14 protein-coding genes are annotated in these 19759 nt (G+C 41.6%); 9 read left to right on the forward strand and 5 right to left on the reverse strand.

All coding sequences use genetic code 11. The features are described from left to right. The first annotated feature begins 541 nt into the window (after positions 1 to 541). Together RG963_RS02160 and lon are read left to right on the forward strand one after the other, a co-directional pair. Positions 542 to 1177 carry a MarR family winged helix-turn-helix transcriptional regulator gene (locus RG963_RS02160; RefSeq protein ID WP_310574635.1) on the forward strand — a complete coding sequence of 212 codons (636 nt, stop codon included), beginning with the start codon at positions 542 to 544 and terminating at the stop codon, positions 1175 to 1177. Between the two features lie 87 nt (positions 1178 to 1264). Beyond that, on the forward strand, positions 1265 to 3652 hold the full coding sequence (lon, locus tag RG963_RS02165; RefSeq protein WP_310574636.1) for an endopeptidase La: 2388 nt from the start codon (positions 1265 to 1267) through the stop codon (positions 3650 to 3652). A gap of 142 nt (positions 3653 to 3794) precedes the next feature. Here lon and RG963_RS02170 read toward each other — a convergent pair whose 3' ends face one another. Both RG963_RS02170 and RG963_RS02175 read right to left on the reverse strand, forming a co-directional pair. Continuing rightward, positions 3795 to 5474, reverse strand: coding sequence for an ABC1 kinase family protein (locus RG963_RS02170; protein ID WP_310574637.1), 1680 nt, complete (start codon positions 5472 to 5474; stop codon positions 3795 to 3797). Between the two features lie 191 nt (positions 5475 to 5665). Beyond that, entirely contained in the window at positions 5666 to 6601 is a 936-nt protein-coding gene (locus RG963_RS02175) for a hypothetical protein (RefSeq protein ID WP_310574638.1), read from the reverse strand. A gap of 631 nt (positions 6602 to 7232) precedes the next feature. Here RG963_RS02175 and RG963_RS02180 point away from each other — a divergent pair. Together RG963_RS02180 and RG963_RS02185 are read left to right on the forward strand one after the other, a co-directional pair. Continuing rightward, complete coding sequence (locus tag RG963_RS02180) at positions 7233 to 7889, forward strand: flavodoxin family protein (protein ID WP_310574639.1); 657 nt, start codon at positions 7233 to 7235, stop codon at positions 7887 to 7889. A gap of 945 nt (positions 7890 to 8834) precedes the next feature. Then, complete coding sequence (locus RG963_RS02185; RefSeq protein WP_310574640.1) at positions 8835 to 9677, forward strand: hypothetical protein; 843 nt, start codon at positions 8835 to 8837, stop codon at positions 9675 to 9677. Between the two features lie 206 nt (positions 9678 to 9883). Here the strand turns inward: RG963_RS02185 and RG963_RS02190 are convergent, their stop codons facing one another. Beyond that, positions 9884 to 11110 (reverse strand): multidrug effflux MFS transporter, encoded by a 1227-nt coding sequence (locus tag RG963_RS02190; RefSeq protein WP_310574641.1) that lies wholly within the window; start codon positions 11108 to 11110, stop codon positions 9884 to 9886. A gap of 341 nt (positions 11111 to 11451) precedes the next feature. Here RG963_RS02190 and RG963_RS02195 point away from each other — a divergent pair, with 341 nt between their 5' ends. From RG963_RS02195 to RG963_RS02205, 3 genes are all read left to right on the forward strand, one after another. Then, on the forward strand, positions 11452 to 12234 hold the full coding sequence (locus RG963_RS02195) for an alpha/beta hydrolase (protein WP_310574642.1): 783 nt from the start codon (positions 11452 to 11454) through the stop codon (positions 12232 to 12234). Between the two features lie 1035 nt (positions 12235 to 13269). Next, positions 13270 to 13695: a VOC family protein gene (locus RG963_RS02200; protein ID WP_310574643.1), complete on the forward strand. Its 426-nt coding sequence runs from the start codon at positions 13270 to 13272 to the stop codon at positions 13693 to 13695. A 650-nt stretch (positions 13696 to 14345) separates the two neighbouring features. Beyond that, positions 14346 to 14663, forward strand: coding sequence for a hypothetical protein (locus RG963_RS02205; protein WP_310574644.1), 318 nt, complete (start codon positions 14346 to 14348; stop codon positions 14661 to 14663). Between the two features lie 99 nt (positions 14664 to 14762). Here RG963_RS02205 and RG963_RS02210 read toward each other — a convergent pair whose 3' ends face one another. Beyond that, entirely contained in the window at positions 14763 to 15740 is a 978-nt protein-coding gene (locus tag RG963_RS02210) for a bile acid:sodium symporter family protein (protein ID WP_310574688.1), read from the reverse strand. A 337-nt stretch (positions 15741 to 16077) separates the two neighbouring features. On the opposite strand from RG963_RS02210, the gene RG963_RS02215 reads away from it, so the two are divergent. Beyond that, positions 16078 to 16815: a S4 domain-containing protein gene (locus RG963_RS02215; RefSeq protein WP_310574645.1), complete on the forward strand. Its 738-nt coding sequence runs from the start codon at positions 16078 to 16080 to the stop codon at positions 16813 to 16815. After that, positions 16805 to 17455: a DUF2119 domain-containing protein gene (locus tag RG963_RS02220; RefSeq protein ID WP_310574646.1), complete on the forward strand. Its 651-nt coding sequence runs from the start codon at positions 16805 to 16807 to the stop codon at positions 17453 to 17455. Before RG963_RS02215 ends, RG963_RS02220 begins: the two co-directional genes overlap by 11 nt. Before the next feature lie 326 nt (positions 17456 to 17781). Here RG963_RS02220 and thsA read toward each other — a convergent pair whose 3' ends face one another. Beyond that, positions 17782 to 19425 (reverse strand): thermosome subunit alpha, encoded by a 1644-nt coding sequence (gene thsA, locus RG963_RS02225; RefSeq protein WP_310574647.1) that lies wholly within the window; start codon positions 19423 to 19425, stop codon positions 17782 to 17784. Positions 19426 to 19759 lie beyond the last annotated feature (334 nt).

A 19759-nucleotide genomic window follows, 5' to 3' on the forward strand; every position in this document is an offset into this window, starting at 1 on the left:
GAATCCGCACCCTTCACAAGTAAGAACCTGACCATCTTTCAATTCGCTGCAATTAATTTTATGTCACCCCAATTTGTGTGATAGAAAAAGTATGTAGTTCAGGTTCAAACTGCTTTTGAAACAATGATTCTAAATATTATTCCATGCGGGGAATAAAGACAAGAAAAAGATAAAGGGTATAGAGAAATCGATTTCTCGCACTTCTTTTCTCACACTCGGACTTCATTCAAATCTGTTGGAAACTTCCATTCCTGTAAGCTTCGAGTTCTTTTGCTATATATGCCAGGGGACTCCAGTAGATATAAGCGATCGGGCCGCAGATTTCTCTTGAGTTTTCCATAACTTTATCCTCGATTTGTATGAAGCCGGGGGTTTATTCTGAAATAAAAGGTGTCTGAGAAATAGTTACATACGAAACTAATCTGCTGGCACTCTGTAAGATTTAGATACATATAATAGTTACGGGTTTAACTGAATAAGAGCGGTAATTTGACCTGTTTTCAAGTAAGGACATAAATTTCGGAATTAATGAGTTAAGAAAATGTATACAGAACAGATACTGGCAAGGTTTTGCTGCTGGTCGGAAGTAGAGTGGGCATATATTATTCGGGTTATCTTTAAAAATACGAGAAACCGAAATATCCACGGTAGGTTCTGCCCTGATTTTTTCTTAGCCCTGCTTTTTGGAGCCAGTAAACCCGACAGAACCGAAAAGTATATAATTAGGATAAACCTAACTAACCAGAAGGATAAGGATACGATGGAGAAAAAAGAGCATTTATTCATAGTTTTTGAAAACCTGATCAATATCAAAAGCGAATGCTCTTGTCAGATTTTTTCTGAATGCGGATTATCGGATATCACCCTGAAGCAGATCGGATATTTAAAAGCCATTGATGAACACGGGGAAGTAACATTTAGCAGGCTTGCTAAAATCACCAGAAACTCAAAACCTACGATCACTGAGATGATCAACAAATTTGCTAAAATGGAATGTGTTTACAGAGAAAAGTCTCCGGAAGATGGCAGAATTTTTTACATTCGTCTAACAGACAAAGGGCAGATGATAGCCCATGCCGAAAAGAATGCTTTGCTGAAGGTTATTGAAAAGATGGCGAATTCACTGGATGAAAAAGAGATGGATACACTTATCAAAATCCTGGAAAAGATAAGGTAATTTTTTTTGTCCGCCGAAATAGTTAGGTTAATTTAAACTAAATATTTGAGACAATAAATATTTGAGATAATAATGGGACGATTGACAATGTATTCAAAAAAAACCGAGGATAATAGAGAGAGCATCGTAATACCACTCTTTGACATAGTGGTTTACCCGAAAAGCCGGACAAAATTCCTGGCTGATAAAATCACCGGAGAAATGCTATTAACTGAGATGAAAAATGGCGAATTCGTGAATGCTATCGGGCTGACAGTAAAGAGTGGCACAAAACCTTCTGACGTATCAGAAGACGATTTATATAAAACCGGAAATCTGCTTAAGGTAACATTTGTACAGCCTGCTGATGACGGATATCTTGTCATTGCAAAGGCTCTCGAAAGAATAGAGGCTGTTTCTCTGTACCAGAAGGACGGATTGTTCTATGCCTCATATAAGCCTATCTATGATCTGTCGGATTTCGACGAGGATACTCAGGCAGAAGTGATGGTGAATATAAAAAAGACAATTCATGAGATAAGCAGCCGGTTTCAGGGGGCTGAACAGTTTACCCGCCCAATTGATAAGATGGATTCCATTGACCAGATAATGGGATTTGTCATGCCGTACATACCTGTAAAACTTGCAGAAAAGCAAAACCTTCTGGAGATCGTTTCTGTTCGTGAAAGGTATCTTATGTTTCTTCATATTCTGACAAACCAGAAAGAGAATATCAACATCCAGGTCGAAATGGCAAAAAAAGTTACCGATAAGATTAGTAAGTCACATAGAGAAGCGATGCTACGCGAGCAGCTGAAGGTAATTCAGGAAGAACTCAATGAAGGTGATGATTCCGCTTCAGGCGATGCCGGATACAGGGAGAAAATAGAGAATTTGAAGATGCCTGATGAGGTAAAAAAGAAGGCATTGTCAGAGTTAAAGAAACTCGAAGCCGGAGGTCCTCATAATCCAGAAGGCCACGTTATCAGAAATTATCTGGACCTCCTGCTGGACCTCCCCTGGGTAACAGAAGAGAAAAAGAGCATCGATATTGCTGAAGCCCGCCATGTGCTTGAGAGCAATCACAATGGACTCGAAAAAGTCAAGGAGAGAATAATCCAGCATCTGGCGGTAATGAAATTAAAACAGGAGAAGCAGGGCTCAATTCTGCTCTTAACAGGGCCTCCAGGTACCGGTAAAACGAGCCTCGGAAAAAGTATTGCAGATGCTCTTGGCAGAAAATACGTCCGGGTCAGCTTTGGGGGTGTCAAAGACGAAGCAGAAATTAGGGGACACCGACGGACATACGTAGGCGCTCTGCCCGGAAGAATTATTCAGGGAATGAAAAAAGCAGGCACGAAAAATCCGGTATTTATCCTCGATGAAGTCGATAAACTTTCATCCTCCTACGCAGGAGATCCGGCAAGTGCCCTTCTGGAAGTCCTTGACCCCGAACAGAACGGCACATTCTCAGACCACTACCTGGAAGTCCCGTATGACCTGTCTGAAGTATTGTTCATAGCCACTGCCAACTCCGTGGCAAATATCCCCTGGCCACTTCTTGACAGAATGGAAATGATTGAGATCTCGGGCTACACGAAGAACGAGAAGTTTGCAATTGCAAGAGACCACCTACTCCCCAGTACCCTGGAGGAACACGGCCTCGATGCGGATAAACTCAAAATTGAAGATGAAGCCCTGAAGGTAATCATCGAAAAATATACCCGCGAAGCAGGAGTCAGGCAGCTTAAAAAACAGCTTGCAAAGACTGCGAGGTTTGTTTCCGAGAAGATCGTGTCAGGGAAGGTTGACTTTCCTTATGTGGTCAAGGCGGATATGCTTAAAGAGATCCTCGGAAAAGAGGTGATCCGGCAGGAAGAAGCCAGAAAAGAGAATGTGCCTGGCGTGGTCACAGGACTTGCATGGACACCTGTAGGAGGAGATATTCTCTTCATCGAAGGTACCTTTATGCCAGGCAACGGAAAGCTTACGCTTACAGGCCAGCTTGGGGATGTGATGAAGGAGTCTGCTAAGATCTCTTTGAGCCTTGTCAGGTCTAGGCTTGCAAACACTGCAAACAGCTTTGACTTTACTTCAAGCGACATTCATATCCACGTGCCTTCGGGTGCAACACCTAAGGACGGACCCTCAGCGGGCATAACACTCTTTACTGCTCTGACATCCCTGATTATGGGCAAAGCGGTTGATCCAAAACTTGCCATGACAGGTGAAATAACATTAAGTGGTGCAGTATTGCCTGTGGGTGGCATAAAAGAGAAAATTCTGGCAGCACACAGAGCTGGTATAAAAAAGGTAATTCTGCCGAAAGAAAACGAAAGAGATCTGGAGGATGTGCCTGATGATGTCAGAAGCGAACTTAAATTCATACCCGTAGAGACCATTGAGGAGGTCTTAAAAGAGGCACTGGATATTGACCTTCCCAGGCCGGTAGTGTCGTATGCAGGAAATGGATTTGCAGCTACGCAGAATGTTTGAATTTATTAAAGTACATGATAGGTCCATGACAGGATAGGGATATATGTCAAAGATGGGGTAGGTTAAGGACTCCAGAAATGTAATCTATCCCTTCCATCCCACCACAACAAAGCTGAATTTGAAAACCCCATTGTAGACGAATTCATACCCGCCCCGTCTTGAAGATATTGAATACAAGCCACAGTCCAAAGATACTGGCAATAACGAAACTGAATGTGCCAAGAAGAGGTGCGCCCCCAATGAAAGGTTTCATATGTGTCTGAATGACCAGAGAGGAAGCGACAATCAGAGCAGAGATAATCAGACTGATAGATAACCGATTACTTGCAACGTCAATCTCGGATACCAGTCGGTTACTTTCCTCAGATTCAAGTTTTATTTTCAAATAGCCATTTTCAGCATGATCAAGTATATGTGAGATTTTAGTCGGCGCTTTTTGAAAAAGACGCGCCCAGCTTGAAATATTGCTGTAGGCCTTGCGAGCCAGGTTTTGCGGATAAAAACGCTTTTTCAATTCATTTTTTGCATAAGGTTCGAGAAGTTCGCTAAAATTTAAATCAGGATCAATTATAAGTCCAAAACTTTCAACAGCCACTATACCTCTAACCAGTAAGGCTATATTATGAGGCATCGTAACCTGATGATCCCTTAAAGTACCTATTAATTCTTCAATTATTATGGAGGCATCAAGCTTTTTCAGAGCCTTACCATAGTATTTGGAGCGAAAGGATTCAATATCCACTTTCAATGGCCTTGTGTCTGCATAAGAGTCTATACAACCCATATCCCGGAGTAATTCGATGAACGACGAACTATCTCCATTAACTAAAGCTACTACGCCATCCAGAAATATATCACATATTTCCGAGGAAAGGTGACCTGCCATTCCAAAATCAAGAAAAGCTACGGTCCCGTCTTCCATTATAAGGATGTTTCCGGGATGCAGGTCTGCATGGAAAAAACCATCTTCAAATACCTGCTGCATGAAAGCTTTTACTACTACAGAAGCTATATTACTCCTATCAAAGCCCTGCCTGTTCAGTAAATCCACATGGCTACCTTTTATACCTTTGATATATTCCAGCGTCAATACACGTGTATTTGTATAGTCCCAGTAAACCCTTGGAATATGAACCTGACTATTCTCCCTGAAATTGTCCGCAAAACGATCTGCGTTCCAGCCTTCCTGAGTATAATCTATTTCTGCAAGAATACTATGTGCTAACTCGTCAACAATTTCCACTGGCCTGTACAGTGTTGCCTCGGGTATGTGCTCTTCGAGAAGCCTGGCTATACTATACATGATATCCAGATCGGATTGAATTACTTCCTTTATGCCAGGTCTCTGGACCTTCACGACAACGTCATCACCGCTTTTTGTTTTTGCCCGATGTACCTGTCCTATAGAGGCGCAAGCAAGTGGTTTTTCCTCGAAAAAATCGAATAATTCCTCGATGGAATGGCCGAGTTCTTCTCTTATAATTAGCTCAACTTCTTCAAACTCAAAAGAAGGCGCTTCGTCCTGAAGTTTTGCAAACTCGGTAGCATATTCCAGAGGAACAACGTCATGCCTGATGCTCAGCAATTGACCGAATTTAATGTATGTCGGACCCAGTTCTTCAAGTATCTTGCGTGCTCTAACAGGGCCTGAAGTATTGAGTTTATCCATTTTATCCTTATTCTTGAACCTGTAGGTCAGATCCCTGATACTGCTCAAACCTATCTGGTCAACAATATATCCAAATCCATATTTCTGGAGAACCTCAATTATCTGGCCATATCTTTTCAACATGGCATAGCGATGAAGTCTTTTACGTATCATATTGTCATTAGCCTGAAGTTTTTGTGGGAAACACTAGCTATAATTTTAAAATAAGTGTAGTTTACATATTATATATCTTTAGTTATACCTATTTCAGAGTTCCTGTCTCCTATCCCACTTTTACATTTATCAAATAATTTACAAACTCCAGTTCCTGGAAGATAAAGAAATTTATTAAGCTTGAGGCAATTTCACCACACCTTTGAAGAGCTATGAGAAAATTCAAAGCTATCTACCGCTTCAGGAGAAAGTCCCATTTCTTCAAACATCTCCCTGAAAACCGCCCGGTATTTCTCTTCAGGTATCGAATCTCTGCTGCTGCCGACATGCATTATGATTTCAAGCCTTACTTTTCCAGAGGAATCGAGTTCAACTACGTACTTGTTCCCGTTATCATAAGTTACTACCCTTGCCTCTGGGACTAAGTACTTTACGGAGCCAATCCGTTTCCCATTTATAAAAAAGACTTCTGTGGGATATGCATTAAAACCCAAACCAGACTCGTAATTTGAACCGTTACTGCTTTCAGTAAGATAGGCAAATACAGCCGGGAAATCTGGAGACTCATTCACCTGTATTTTAGTATCCCATGTCTGGTTTTGTGTGGCTTTTTTCAGAGCCTCAAGATACTTCTCCGGAGCTTTTTCATCCGGGCCGAAGAGGAGCCCGAGTTTTTCAAGCATCCAGGAGTCATCCGGGAATTCCGATAGCTGTAAGGGGGAATGGGGATCGGAGTGGCTGAAGTTCGAGACGGCAACATAAGTTCCGATCCCTGCTTCTGTTCCGTCTTCACATACAAAGACCATAAGCTCGGAGTTCTCATTATAGTTAAGCCTTATATTCTGCACAAGAGCAGCACTTCCGAAGCTTTCCCGGATCTCCGGGACATCCCCGGGATTAAAGCCCGAAAAGTTTCCGGGCCAGGGCCAGGAACCTTCTACCTCATAACCAGCTTTCTCAGCTTTCGTAAGTACGGAACTATAATTTAAAGACCCGATATCAATTTCCTCGGAATAGTACCAGGAACTGTCAAAAAGTGCATAAATAAGAAAAGGGCTGAAGAAACACAGCACAAGAAGAAGAGGAAGGAGCAATAATAATATCAGTACGGCTTTTTGCTTATTCATGAAACCTTCAACCCTGCGAAAAGAATCATTAAACTGAAGACTCTGTCGGTGTTACGAATAAAATCTCGAATTTTAACAAATAGGAGTTGGTAAATCAGAGCATTTCATAACATTATATTAAACATACTAACTTAATAAATAAATTGTGTTTCTTTTGTAAGCTGTTTGAAAAATCTTTATAATTAGAGTGAAAAGCACAGGTCAGCAGACCAACGTCAGCAGACTAACACATACAGTTCGGAAACTTTCCCGAGGATCCGCAGCCTGCTAATTATTTAGCTAACTTCTTCCTCAGCTTTTCGGTCGAAGTTCACTACCTCATTTCGGAGAAGAAATTTATAAAGAACTGCTCTTCTTTCCAGGCTTTTCTATGTTTGGCCATTGAGAGGATATCATAATAATATATAACCTAGGACTTACGCAGTTGAACAGAAAAACAGCAACACTAAACACTTAACTGTCTAAATCCTACTAATTCCGATGATGCTGCTTGTACTTGATTTGGTACTTCAAGTGCGTAAGTCCTATAACCATAATGAAACCTATAACCATAGTGATCGCATAGAGAAAACTCAGGTACCCACATTGAGAATATAAGTATAAAAGAAGTTGAAAGTACGAGGTAAAAATCATGAAAATGATAGCGATAAACGGAAGTCCTCGAAAGAAATGGAATACAGCGACCCTGCTGGAGAAAGCTCTTGAAGGCGCAGCCTCCGAGGGTGCAGAAACAGAAATAATCCACCTTTATGACCTCAACTTTAAAGGCTGCACAAGTTGTTTTGCCTGCAAATTAAAGGGGGGAAAAAGCTATGGAAAGTGTGCAATGAAGGATGAGCTGTCACCTGTGCTTGATAAGCTGAAAGACGCTGATGCAGTTATACTCGGATCCCCAATTTATCTAGGAAATTCTACGGGCGAGATGAGGTCGTTCATGGAACGCTATGTATTTCCTTTTCTCGTTTACTCTACTGACTTACCCTCGCTCTATCCGAAAAATATCCCTGTTGGATTCATCTACACAATGGGGGTAAAGGAAGAAAACTTCGATATGTTTGGGCTCAAGAAAACAATTGAATTAAATGAAACTATTGCAACGAGAATCTTCGGATATTCCGAATCGCTGTACAGTACCGATACATACCAGTTCGATGATTATTCAAAGTATGTTGCGTTTGACCCCGGGGAAAAGGCAAACAGGCGAAAAGAAGTGTTCCCGCAGGACTGTGAGAAAGCGTTTGAAATGGGAGCCAGGTTTGTAAAGCGACAAAAAGCTGTAAAGATATAGAATTAAAACGATAAAATCAGATATATCAAAAAAGGAGCCATAAAGCCGGTTTCTGTAATTAGAAGTCAATCAGGAGTGCTAGCTTCGTAACCCCACAAAATAAACAAAAAAATACACTGGCAAATAAATATTTTCCAGATAGTATTCAATTCGGTTTTGTTTACACGCTTGAGTTTTTTCGATTACTTTGTCTAATTAGTTATTCTGTTCTTATCGAGTATTCCAGGATACTGTCTAAGGGTTTAGCAGTTTTTATGAGCTCTTTCCTCTGCAAAATAAACCATGCCGAGAGAACCACAGCTTCGCAGCCCAGAGTAATTGCCCGAGCACAGGGATCTTATCTACCCATTCCAGAGAGATAGCCAATTTCCACAGCTCCGGGGGTAAAATCACTGAAGATCAGCAGGGAAAAACTGAACCTGTATCTCTAGCCACCTGTTCTAACACAAAGTTATTGTCCGGCGGCCGGCTCGGATCCAGGGAAAAAGTAACAACAGGGGCAGGGCAAAGCTTCCAGGTCCGGTACCTGCTTCATGTTCGTCCTCAAATATGAAAAACCGTAAACTTGGAATTCTCTTCATAGTTAGAATGGTAGAAAATACCTTCTTGCTGAATATTTGATGGCACGGGTTAGGAATAACTATATATAATAATAAATAGGAAAAAGGATTCTGTGCTCCTTTAGCCAAGGTAGTATATATGAGTAAGCGTCCAACAAAAATACTGCGACAACGGAGCCTTGAAGCTGTACTTACGATGAAAGCCGGTTGGACGCGCAACAGAATTAAGGCTTTGATATCCTGGCAAAGGAAAGAAGTCAGGTTCATTCTTTAATAATGGATGGTGCATATGTTAACTGTTGAAACAAGCGGAATCAAAGGGATAACGAGCTTTACCACATATGATGGTGGAGAACTGAAGGAATGTAAGCTTAAAGATTATAATTTGATTAGCACAAAATACGGCGATTTTGTTCCGCAGTATGGAAATCCCGGAGTTAGAACAAAGCAGTTAAATATTTTGTCTTTCCATAAAAGCGGGAAAATTAAAAGTATTTATTTAGAGCAGCAAACTGAAATAAGCACCTCAATAGGAATATTTCCCGCAGAACTGGTTACTTTTTTTGAAAATAGCTCGATCAATAGTTTATTCCCTTTAAACGGGCAAATCAGCGGTTTTTGGTCGGAAGAAGAAGAAGGTGCTCTGGCGCAAAAATATGATTTTACATTTCCTTTTGGCAACTTCAGTGCAAAGATAATCGGTTTGCGCTTTTATCCGAACGGAAAAGTCAGGAGCCTGATTTTATGGCCTACCGAAAGAATCACAATTGATACCCCGGCAGGAAAAATCCTCATCCGAGCAGGATTTAAGCTTTTTGAAGATGGCAGCATAGAATCCGTAGAACCGGCAGCCCCAGTCAACGTTGAGACTCCTATTGGTTCGATAAATGCATATGATACGAATGCAGTGGGTATCGATGCGGATAAAAACTCCCTGGGCTTTGACATAAACGGTAGATTAACTTGTCTTGCTACCTTTGATATCATTATGGCCAAAAAAAGCAATGGTGAAAAGAAAGTCATCTTCCCAAAACTAAAACCGGGCTTGATGGAGGAATATGAAAAAGTGCCGATTAAATTACTCTTTGGTGATGATACTGTAATCATTGATGATGGTACTAAAACAACCGACTACAGGATATCTGAATGTACATTCAAAATTACAGGCGGTGACTATACGGAAGCAACAACCTGCGGTGATTGTTCCAAATGTAAGGGTTGTATGTAACCTGACTATAAATGTATATGCAACATAATATCTGTAAATAGAGTTATTGTGGAAAATCCGGGGAGAGGTTCTTAACCCTCCAGGCCCCTCCACAAGCAAACCGAAAAACAACACTAGAATTCCTTTTTCAGATATCCGACACATCAGAACCTGTTCTATTTTGAAGTTGTTCTATTGAAGTTTTTGCAAGGCTGCCCTATAAAAATTCAAGCGACACCTCCTATACCCTTTCGCTGCAAAACGACCCATGCGCCCAGAACCAGAGCTCCGCAGCCGAGAGCAATTGCCCCGAGCACAGGAATCTTATCCGCCCATTCAAGGGAGATAAACCACATACCAACAGCCCCGAGAGTAAAGTAACTGAATATCAGCAAAGAAGAAGCTGAGCCTGTATCCCGGTCGACCTGCTCAAGTACAAGGTTGTTGCTCGGAGGGCGGCTCAGACCCAGGGAAAATGTGATTAGGAACATCGGGAGCGCAAAGCTCCAGGGGCCGTGCTGTCCGGTGAGAAGAAGAAAAATTCCTCCCAGGAAAATTCCCACAAATCCAACCGTTATCAGATGCCTTGAACTGATACTTCCTGTCAACCGGAGGCAGGCGAAGGAACCGACCATCAGAGCCATGGCGTTGAAGGCAAAGAAGTAGCTGTATTTCTGCTCAGTCATGCCAAACCCGTTAATGTAGATGTCAGAAGAACCTGCAATGAAACTGTACAGGGGGAAAAGGCTTGTTGACATGACAAGGACCATGACTATGTAAGAAGGGTTGAGCAGCAGCCTGCCGTAGGTGTGCATTACTCTTGAAAGAGGAGTATCGGATACCTGGGGGAGCGTTTCCGGAAAGTGGAGAACCCGGATCATCCCTATTAAGCCCATAACTGCCTGAATGAAGAAGATCCAGGGCCAGGAGAAATTTGCAAGGACCCAGCCGCCAAGGACCGGACCAAGCATAGGGGCGAGAGCCATTATAACCGCTATGTAAGCCAGAATCCTTTCTCGCTCCTGTCCGGAGAAAATATCTTTGGTCATAGCCATAGAGATAGATGAACTGGCAGCAGCTCCTGCAGCCTGCAGTATGCGCAAACCAATCAGCATGGAAGCACTGGATGCAAAGGCACAGAGCAGGCTTGCCACTATGTATACCGCAAGCCCGAAAAGGAGTGGGCGGCGACGGCCAAACCTGTCAGAAACGGGACCGTAAAAAAGAAGGAAAAAACCATAGGTAACAAAGAAACAGACCAGGGTCAGGTTCATGACGGATAGAGGCTGATTCCAGGTTTTGGCAAGAGATGGAATTGCGGGCAGGATCATATCCGTGGATAGTGCAGGAAAAGCTGTCAGAAGAGCCAGTAATGGGACGGCTCCTTTCAAATTTCTTTTTGAATTTTCATTAGAATTATTTATATTATCATTTCTTTTTTGTTGAAAAACCATAGCAAAACCCGATTTTGTTTTTAATAAGACATTCCGCAGATGTCCACATATGTAGAATTTATTTGCCGATTTGTACTATTATTCATTATAAAGGAGATTATTTTTTAAGCTACTGCCATATTGAGAAAATCGGTGGCATTTTTGTGGACTTCTGTGGAAAATGGGTTCAATCATTGGGTGGTAATTTAATTGGTTATTAGTCAGATAAATGGTTACATATGTAACTAAGCTGAACGATTATCGAAAGAATTGAGTTGTATATAAGGGTTACGGATATAAAGATGAAAATCAATAAATTTGAAAACCTATTTGCTTTAAAAAAGCTTAAACCCTGTATAAGCATGGAAAGTCTGAGAAAATACGGAAACCTGCCCTTTACTGTAGCCGTTATCCATGGAGGGCCCGGCGCCCCCGGTGAAATGGCCCCCGTTGCCAGGGAACTCGCCTCCGGTCGGGGAGTTCTTGAACCCTTCCAGACTAAAACAACCCTTGAAGGCCAGGTTCTGGAACTGAAAGCAGTGCTGGAAGAACATGCCGACCTGCCGGTAACATTAATTGGTTTTTCCTGGGGTGCAATGCTCAGCTTCATCTTTACAGCCCGCTACCCTCAGTTCGTAAAAAAACTAATTATAATCGGAAGCGGTCCCTACGAAGAAAAGTATGCCGCAAACATAATGAAAACCCGGATAAGTCGGCTCGGAAAAGAAGATTTGGAAAGCCTTCTTCGCCTGACTGAAACTCTGAACAACCTCTCAGCTAAAAACAGGGACAAAGCCCTGTGCAATTTTGGAAAGTTGATGTCGAAATCAGACACATATGCCTCTCTTCTCCAGGAAGATGAGCTGCTTGAGTGTAACTACAAGATTTTCAAAGGCGTGTGGGAAGAAGCCAGTAAGTTGAGAACCAGCGGAAAACTTCTTGAACTCGGAAAAAACATCTGCTGCCAGGTAGTTGCAGTTCATGGAAATTACGACCCACATCCCTTTGAAGGAGTCAGGAAGCCTCTTTCAGGGATTTTGAAAGACTTCAGGTTCATTTTAATGCAAAAATGCGGGCACAAGCCGTGGATTGAAAGAGAGGCAAAGGAGAGATTTTATGAGATTCTTAAGCAGGAAATCCAATAATACGCGAATGTTCTGCAGAAATCCTTTATTACAGGAGATCTAATTAATTTTTTTGAACAATGGTATATAAAAGGAAAAGTGAGAAATTTGATAGAACAGCCGCAGCTAATCTATTTTATTGCAGCCTCTGCGGCGCTTACGCTTCTTCCTGGCCCTGACATTGTGCTTACCCAGAGCATCTCGCAGGGCAATATACCTTCTTTTCGAAATACTATTTTAAACTTTTATTAATAGTTTGTTTATTTGTGTGGTTAAATTTTTTGAATTGTCTTGAAAATAGAAGGCCTGGTGCTTTTGAGACTTGAAAAAAGAGAATGTAAAAAATTCAAAGGTAGAATTGAGGTTTGCTTTTATTGGACTTAAAATTACAAACTATTCAGCCTGAGGTGTTAATTAGAGCATATAGTTTGGAAAAATTGCGCAGGCTAACATTATTTTTTAATTTTTTTATAAAATAAATATAAAATAAAAATAATTAAAATCATTGTGTATATTTCAGGAAATCCCAAATGCTGTAAACTTTCGATTAATAATGTGGGAGACATGTTATTTCCTAAATCTCTTATAAAGTAAATATAAAATATATATGCATATTATAAAAATAATAAAAATTATAATATCGATTACAGGGATTCCAAAAGCGGTAAGAGCCGAAGAATATACCGTATCTGGAACACTATACGATATTGTGTGATTCATTGCTTTTTTTAAAATGCTTTAATAAGTTATAAAATTTTGTAACCTCCTATAAAAATCCTACGATACCTAAAAAGATATTTTCTATATACATTTTATATAGAAGAGCACAACCTATCGACGATAGCTGTATAGCGAAAAGTATCGTTTGTTCAAGAAAGACCGCTGAGACCTGATTTAATCCATAAACCTTCGGCATCGCCAGCACAAAAGGAAAAAGAGCTACCTTTTGAACTACAGGGCAAAAAGGCCTTGATTCTCTGATTACCTGATCTCTTTATACCCATCCAATTGAGAAAATTAAATGTCTAAAGAAGCAAGCCTAAATTAATATATAAAATGCCAGCCAAATTATATAATAAGGGGGTAGTTATCACACCAAGAGTAATCCATTTTGAGATCCATGCAGAAGATGTTGCAAGAGCAAAAAAGTTCTACGAGGATGTATTCGGCTGGAAGATAGAGAAATGGGAAGGTCCAATGGAGTACTGGAACATAACAACCGGTAACCAGGAAGAGCCGGGGATCAACGGCGGCTTGATGAAAAGGCAGGGAGGAGAGCGGGGAATAGACACTCCGATAACCACCTATGTCTGCACAATAGATGTCCCGAATATCGATGGATACCTAGAAAAGATACAGGAGCATGGCGGCAAAGTGACTATGGAAAAGGGTCCGATACCTGGCATCGGCTGGCTTGCATATTGCCTGGACACAGAAAAAAATATATTCGGGATAATGCAGCCTGACATGAGTGCAAGGTAACCTTTTTTTATTTATTTTTCTTATTTTCTCCGGTTTTGAATCTTTAGCTATCTTGATCTGGAGCGTAAAAGCATACTCTCCGGAAGCCTTAATTTTTGAAAAACCGAATAATATCTGTACTTTCCTCTTAGCAACCCCGCATTCAGTCCGCATGCCAAGAAATCCGAAATAAGAGATGCTGCAATAAGTACAAAACCGGAATATAGAGTGAAAATAATAACCTGAATATGAATAGGAGAATGGAGTAAAAAGGTGAAAAAGGAGCATTTAAAGCCAATTAATATGTTTGAAATGAGCACTTTAATTTTAAGTAAGTTGCTGAAAGTAAGACCATTTATTGCGTGAAAATTCTCCTAAAAACAGCCTGAAGCTAGCAGTCACAGTAAAGCTACCAAAGAATATACTCAAGAATTAAATTACCAGGACACCAGCTTGTCAACATTTTCAGGATTAATTAATAGGTTTCTCTTTTACCTTATTAACCAGTACTATCCTTTATTATTTCTGATTTGAGATTCTTTCTGATGGAATATTATATGTCAAAATATAGTTTCATGGAGTGATAGTCACCATAGAAGAAAGAAATAGCGAAAGGTATATACAATAAAAATTTATGTTTTAATTCCCTTCAAATCATATTGGTGATAGATATGACAATAGAAAACCTTAAAGAAATGTGCGATAAATTTGATGAGTCCTTTGAACTTGAGGGTGGAAAGCACAAGCGGTTAGTTGAGAAACTTCTCCCGCAAATAGAAGCTGCATATCTCGAAAATAAAGACTCCAGTGAAGCTGACTGGCTTGTCTGGATGTACGGAAAACTTGCAGAAGGCGAAGGTAATCAGGAAATGCTCTCAAAATACGCAGAAATCCGCGAGGAATCTGATGAATATGTCAGAAATGCTGCAGCCGAATTCAAATTATTTTCGTTATATGATGTTATAATGCTGAAAACCGATCAAGTATGATACTTTGGTGAGTTAAATCAAATTTACAGCATAATAAGATACTAATTTATTAGATTCTGTTCCAAAATTCAGTTATTTTTGGTGAAATCCGGAAAGATTTCACCCCAACTTTTTACTGTAGATGCCCACTTTTGCGGGCACCTCACTTTTCTCCTTTTTATCGATATCGGATACACCTGTTTTTGACCAGTGCCCCGCAAGGAAAGCTCCTGAAAGGTTGTGCCATATGCTGAAAATTGCACCCGGAAGTGCTGCAACAGCAGTAAAGTGTTTTATTGCAAGGGCAACACTCAGGCCGGAGTTTTGCATTCCTGTAGCAATTGCCAGAGTCCGTGCTTCTGTTTCACTGAGTTTCAGAGCCTTTGCAACCAAGTAGCCCCCTGCGAGGCCAAGCCCATTATGCAGTATTACCGCAAGCAGGACTAACGAACCGCTCTGTTTGAGATTCGCACTATTTGTCCCTATAATCACAGCGATAATTATAACTATGGCAGCAGCTGAAATTGCCGGAAAAATATCTCTGACCGCTCTTATCTGTTTTTCAAAGAAATAACTGATTGCAAGCCCTAGCACTACAGGCACGATTACTACATTTACAACACTTATGAGCATGCCCATAACATCGACTTCCACAGTCTGCCCTATAAAGACCCATGTAAGGAACGGAGTTGCCAGAAAAGCCAGCAAGGTGGAAACCGAAGTAAGGACTATTGAAAGAGCCACATCCCCTTTTGCAAGATAACAGATTACATTGGAAGCCGTGCCTCCAGGACAACAGCCCAGCAGGATAACACCTGTCATAAGATCGGCAGGTAGTCTTAGAACCAGACAGACTAGCCATGCGGAAAGGGGCATAATGGTATACTTCATTACAGTGCCCAGAAAAATAACAGAAGGCCTTTTTAACACTTCAAGGAAGCTGTCCACCGAGAGAGTAACTCCCATCCCGAGCATAATCAGGCTTAAAAATGGTACAATAAGACCTTGATGTGGGGCGAAGTATTCAGGATAAACATATGCGATAGCAGACAAAATTACTGCCCATAGGGGAAATAACGATGTGAAATTTTTAAGAATTTTTTTATACACTGTCTCACCAGATTTACAGATAAGGATCATGCCTGAAGCGTAAGTAAGAGAGGTCAATCAGGTAGACGATAATAAAGTAGATTCTCACAAATCATGTAAATTATAAACAGCACTTTATTCATTCAAAATACCTTGTAGTATTTAAAATAAAGAACTGAATATAAATCTCAATAAAAAATAAATAAAATTGTCATTTAAAAATATATCTATTTATTTACGATATATATTAAAACTGTACTTAATTTCGAAATACAGTTTTCCCTGTTCCCTTTACAGAACCTCGACTTGCAACCTATATATACAGGCTCTGCGGATACAATGCCCCATGAGACTGGATGCATACCTTGTAGAGATGGGACATTTCAAGTCAAGGGGGCGAGCCAAAACTGCCATTCTTGCCGGAAATGTTAAGGTCAATGGCACGGCGGTAACAAAAGCCTCGAAGGACGTGTCTACCGATGATGTAATTGAAGTCGCTGAGGGCCTGGACCAGCCCCAGGGTTATTTCAAACTCCAGCTTGTTCAAAAGGAAAGCGGCATTCTTAAACCAGGAGACAGGGTTCTTGACCTTGGGTCCAGCGCGGGTGGATTTCTCCTTTTTGCGTCAGAGATTGCAGGCCATGTAAAAGGTATAGAATTCAGCCGGGACTTCAGGAGCGAACTTGGAAAAATCGTATATGAGAGGGAAAACGTTGAGGTAATGTTCGGAGACGCCTTTACCGTACCGCTGAATATACTTTCAGAAGATCCAGTCGATGTTATTCTTTCGGACATGACAATGGAACCTGAAAACTCCATTAAGGCTCTTTCTAGAGTGCTACCCCTGCTGAAAGAAGGGGGAAAACTGCTTCAAGTAATCAAAATTCAAAAAAAGAAAAATCCTAAGCCCATCCTGAACAGAATAGAGAACCTGGGACTTGAAATTCAGCAGGTTATTAAATCGGAAAAACAGGAAATTTATGTGGTAGCAAGAAAGCTCCTGCCCAAAGAGAAAGAGCGGTCCGAAGAGAAAGAGCCGACCGGAGAGGAAGAGTTCAGAGGTATCGAAACGGATGAACGCTGATGGAATAGAAGGTTCCCTTCCTGACAGGCATGAATGCACAGATACGTACGCAGGTCTCGGGATGAAGATTTACGGCAGTGGAAGGCCAGTCCGCCTCTTTGTTGCGGGTCTGCATGGGGAGGAATGGAAAGATACAACTGAAATCCTGAAGAATATCAAGCCTCCTAAAACCGGTACTCTGGCCTTGATCCCGCTTGTAGACCGCGGAAAGTACGTCTCAACCCTGAATCCGAATTACTATTCAGGAACAGGCAAAAAAATCCTCAAAGCAATTGAAGAGTTAAAACCTGAAACTTACATCGAACTTCATTCCTATTCCAGGGAAAACCTTGAAAAACTCGCAGGGAAGAACAGGCTTGAACTAATAGGAGTGCCTGCGTATAGCATCCTGAAAGAAGGAGTGCTACTTGGCTCGGTTTCTCCCTGGGTCCGGAAAAAGAATTTTTCCAGGGAAGCCCTCTGCCTTTCTTTTGAGCTTCAGAAAGGGAATGTGAAATCAAGAAAATTTACCACCCATATGCTTGAAATCCTCAAGGAAACTCAATCAAGGGATGAATTTATCGAATACCTGAAAAAAGAATTTCCTGCCCAGGCCAAAAAGGCAATCGAAGACTATCAGCGGTTTTACGGAGAAATCTAATACAGTCCCGAAATTTGAAGTAGGCTTTTATCCATACTTCGCAAAGTCTTCAGCTCGGAATCCGTTTTCAGGAATGCCTGCTCTTTTTCTCAAAGCCTTCAGCGAGTTCCACCTTGCTTTCGCACCATTACATCCAGAAGAACTTGCGTTATATATTCCTCTATAAATAAGCGAGTGAAACGGGTAATGCATCGTCGAGCCGGAACTCGACCGAAACGGACAGCGCACTGCAGAGCCGCAACTCTGCAAGTGCAACTTGAGCTGCAGAATAGAACCTGCAGTTTTCCTTTTTCAAATGTATGATCTAATTTTCTAAAAGCTCAGGTTTACCTGCGCATGTTAAGCTGAGGGGCTGACATGCCATCGTAGGTACTTGCCATGTGCTCGGGTTTGACGTCCGGCATGGAGGAACTCTGTGCACGGAGTATATCGTCCACACGGAGCACCATTACCGCAGCTTCGGAACCTGCTTTGATAGAGTTGACCTTAACCCTGAGAGGATCAACTATACCTTTCTCAAACATGTCTTCTGCAGCGCCTGTGTTGATGTTTAAGCCTGCGTTTTTGTTTTCTGCATGTTTTGCCCTGAGGTTCACTATAGAGTTAATAGTGTCAAGACCTCCATTTCGGGCAATTGTTCTCGGGATTTCGTCAAGGGCATCTGCAAAAGCTCTGATTGCCATCTGCTCACGCCCGCCTATGCTGGAAGCATATGAGCGAAGTTCGAGTGCAACTTCGATCTCCGAAGCCCCGCCGCCTGCAACAACCTTGCCGTCTTCTACCACACATTTCACTACCTTGAGGGCATCATCAATTGCACGTTCCACGTTGTCAACAACGTGTTCGGTTCCGCCGCGAATGACAATTGATACGGATTTTGCACCCTTGCAATCTCTGAGGTAGGTTTTACCCTGGTCGCCATCCCGGTCCTGTTCAAGGAGCCCTGCATGCCCGAGTTCTTTATCAGTCAGTTCCCTGATATTCCGGACAGGCCTTCCGCCTGTGGCGTCTGCAAGGTGCTGCATGTCCTCACTCTTAACCCTGCGAGTGGCATAAATTCCCCTGCTCTGCAGGTAGGCTGCGATTTTGTCATCCATGCCCTTGGAACAGAAGACAGCATTTGCACCTGCCCTGATAATGTAGTCAGCCATTTCGAAGAGGGCTGCCTCCTCCTGCTTTACAAAACTCTCAATCTCTCCTACAGTGGTGATCTGAAGTTTTGCTTTGTTTGCAGTCTTGGCGACTTCCATGGGCGTATCGATCAGAGCGATATTAGGGTTCTGAATCCTGAGAGGGAATTCTTTATCCAGGGCAACCTTATCGATTACGATTCCCTCGACGAACTCTGTATCTTCAATCTTGCCGCCGATATCGTTTGTAATGATGATGTTTTTAAGGTCCGCTATTCCCCTCTCGCTGATAGCAAGAACAGCATCCACGCAAAGTTCAGCAATCAAACGGTTGTATTTTTCGGAAGCCTTGCCCGTAATAGAGGTTCTGGCAACTTCTATAAGCATCTTCTTTTCGTCCTCGCCAGTTGAGACTGCAAGGTTCTCGAAAAGTTCAACAGCCTTATCGGCTGCAAGTCTGTATCCTTTAATAATAACTGTAGGGTGAACCCCACTGTCAATAAGGTTTTCTGCCTTTTCCAGCAGAGTACCTGTGAACACAACAGCGCTTGTAGTACCGTCGCCTGCCGAGTTTTCAAGCGACTGTGCAACCTCAACTACCATCTTGGCTGCCGGGTGCTCGATGGACATGTCATGTAAGATGGTAGCACCATCGTTTGTGATTGTGATATCCCCAATAGGATTGACAAGCATCTTGTCCATTCCTCTTGGTCCGAGCGTACTTTTGACTATGCTGGCCACTGCTTTTGCGGCCGCAATATTCATACTGAGCGCTTCTTTTCCTTTTGTCTCCTCTTTCCGAGGATCTATTATTATGATTGGCTGGCCACCTTTTTCCATCTAAACCAAAGCCTCCTTAAAATATGATATATGTATCGAAGAACTTTTACCGGATAATTTGAAGTTGTTTTTGGCTTACAGTCACTTTTAGCCCGATATCAGCCTGAAAACGTGATTTCGTTAATTGCCTTATCTAAAGCAGTATTTGATCAGGAAATTACTGATAATACTTCTATAAAAACATACCGGGTATATGTCGATTCTGAAGGATTAAATTCTGTTTCCGCATCAGATTCGGAAATAAAACCGAAAAAGCAGTTAGTTATCTGCTATACTTTCCCCTGAAGTGTTTTTCTCCTCAATAATTCTAGAACGTCTGATCACCTTATGGTTA

The organism is Methanosarcina baikalica, from assembly GCF_031461075.1.
Classification (GTDB): Archaea; Halobacteriota; Methanosarcinia; order Methanosarcinales; family Methanosarcinaceae; genus Methanosarcina; species Methanosarcina baikalica.

Excerpts from the sequence above, each read along its gene's own strand:
- RG963_RS02170 (WP_310574637.1), bottom strand. The coding sequence starts at position 5,474 with ATGATACGTAAAAGACTTCATCGCTATGCCATGTTGAAAAGATATGGC.
- RG963_RS02190 (WP_310574641.1), bottom strand. The coding sequence starts at position 11,110 with ATGGTTTTTCAACAAAAAAGAAATGATAATATAAATAATTCTAATGAA.
- RG963_RS02205 (WP_310574644.1), top strand. The coding sequence starts at position 14,346 with ATGACAATAGAAAACCTTAAAGAAATGTGCGATAAATTTGATGAGTCC.
- RG963_RS02220 (WP_310574646.1), top strand. The coding sequence starts at position 16,805 with ATGAACGCTGATGGAATAGAAGGTTCCCTTCCTGACAGGCATGAATGC.
- RG963_RS02180 (WP_310574639.1), top strand. The coding sequence starts at position 7,233 with ATGAAAATGATAGCGATAAACGGAAGTCCTCGAAAGAAATGGAATACA.
- RG963_RS02195 (WP_310574642.1), top strand. The coding sequence starts at position 11,452 with ATGGAAAGTCTGAGAAAATACGGAAACCTGCCCTTTACTGTAGCCGTT.
- RG963_RS02175 (WP_310574638.1), bottom strand. The coding sequence starts at position 6,601 with ATGAATAAGCAAAAAGCCGTACTGATATTATTATTGCTCCTTCCTCTT.
- thsA (WP_310574647.1), bottom strand. The coding sequence starts at position 19,425 with ATGGAAAAAGGTGGCCAGCCAATCATAATAATAGATCCTCGGAAAGAG.
- RG963_RS02160 (WP_310574635.1), top strand. The coding sequence starts at position 542 with ATGTATACAGAACAGATACTGGCAAGGTTTTGCTGCTGGTCGGAAGTA.
- RG963_RS02200 (WP_310574643.1), top strand. The coding sequence starts at position 13,270 with ATGCCAGCCAAATTATATAATAAGGGGGTAGTTATCACACCAAGAGTA.
- lon (WP_310574636.1), top strand. The coding sequence starts at position 1,265 with ATGTATTCAAAAAAAACCGAGGATAATAGAGAGAGCATCGTAATACCA.
- RG963_RS02215 (WP_310574645.1), top strand. The coding sequence starts at position 16,078 with ATGAGACTGGATGCATACCTTGTAGAGATGGGACATTTCAAGTCAAGG.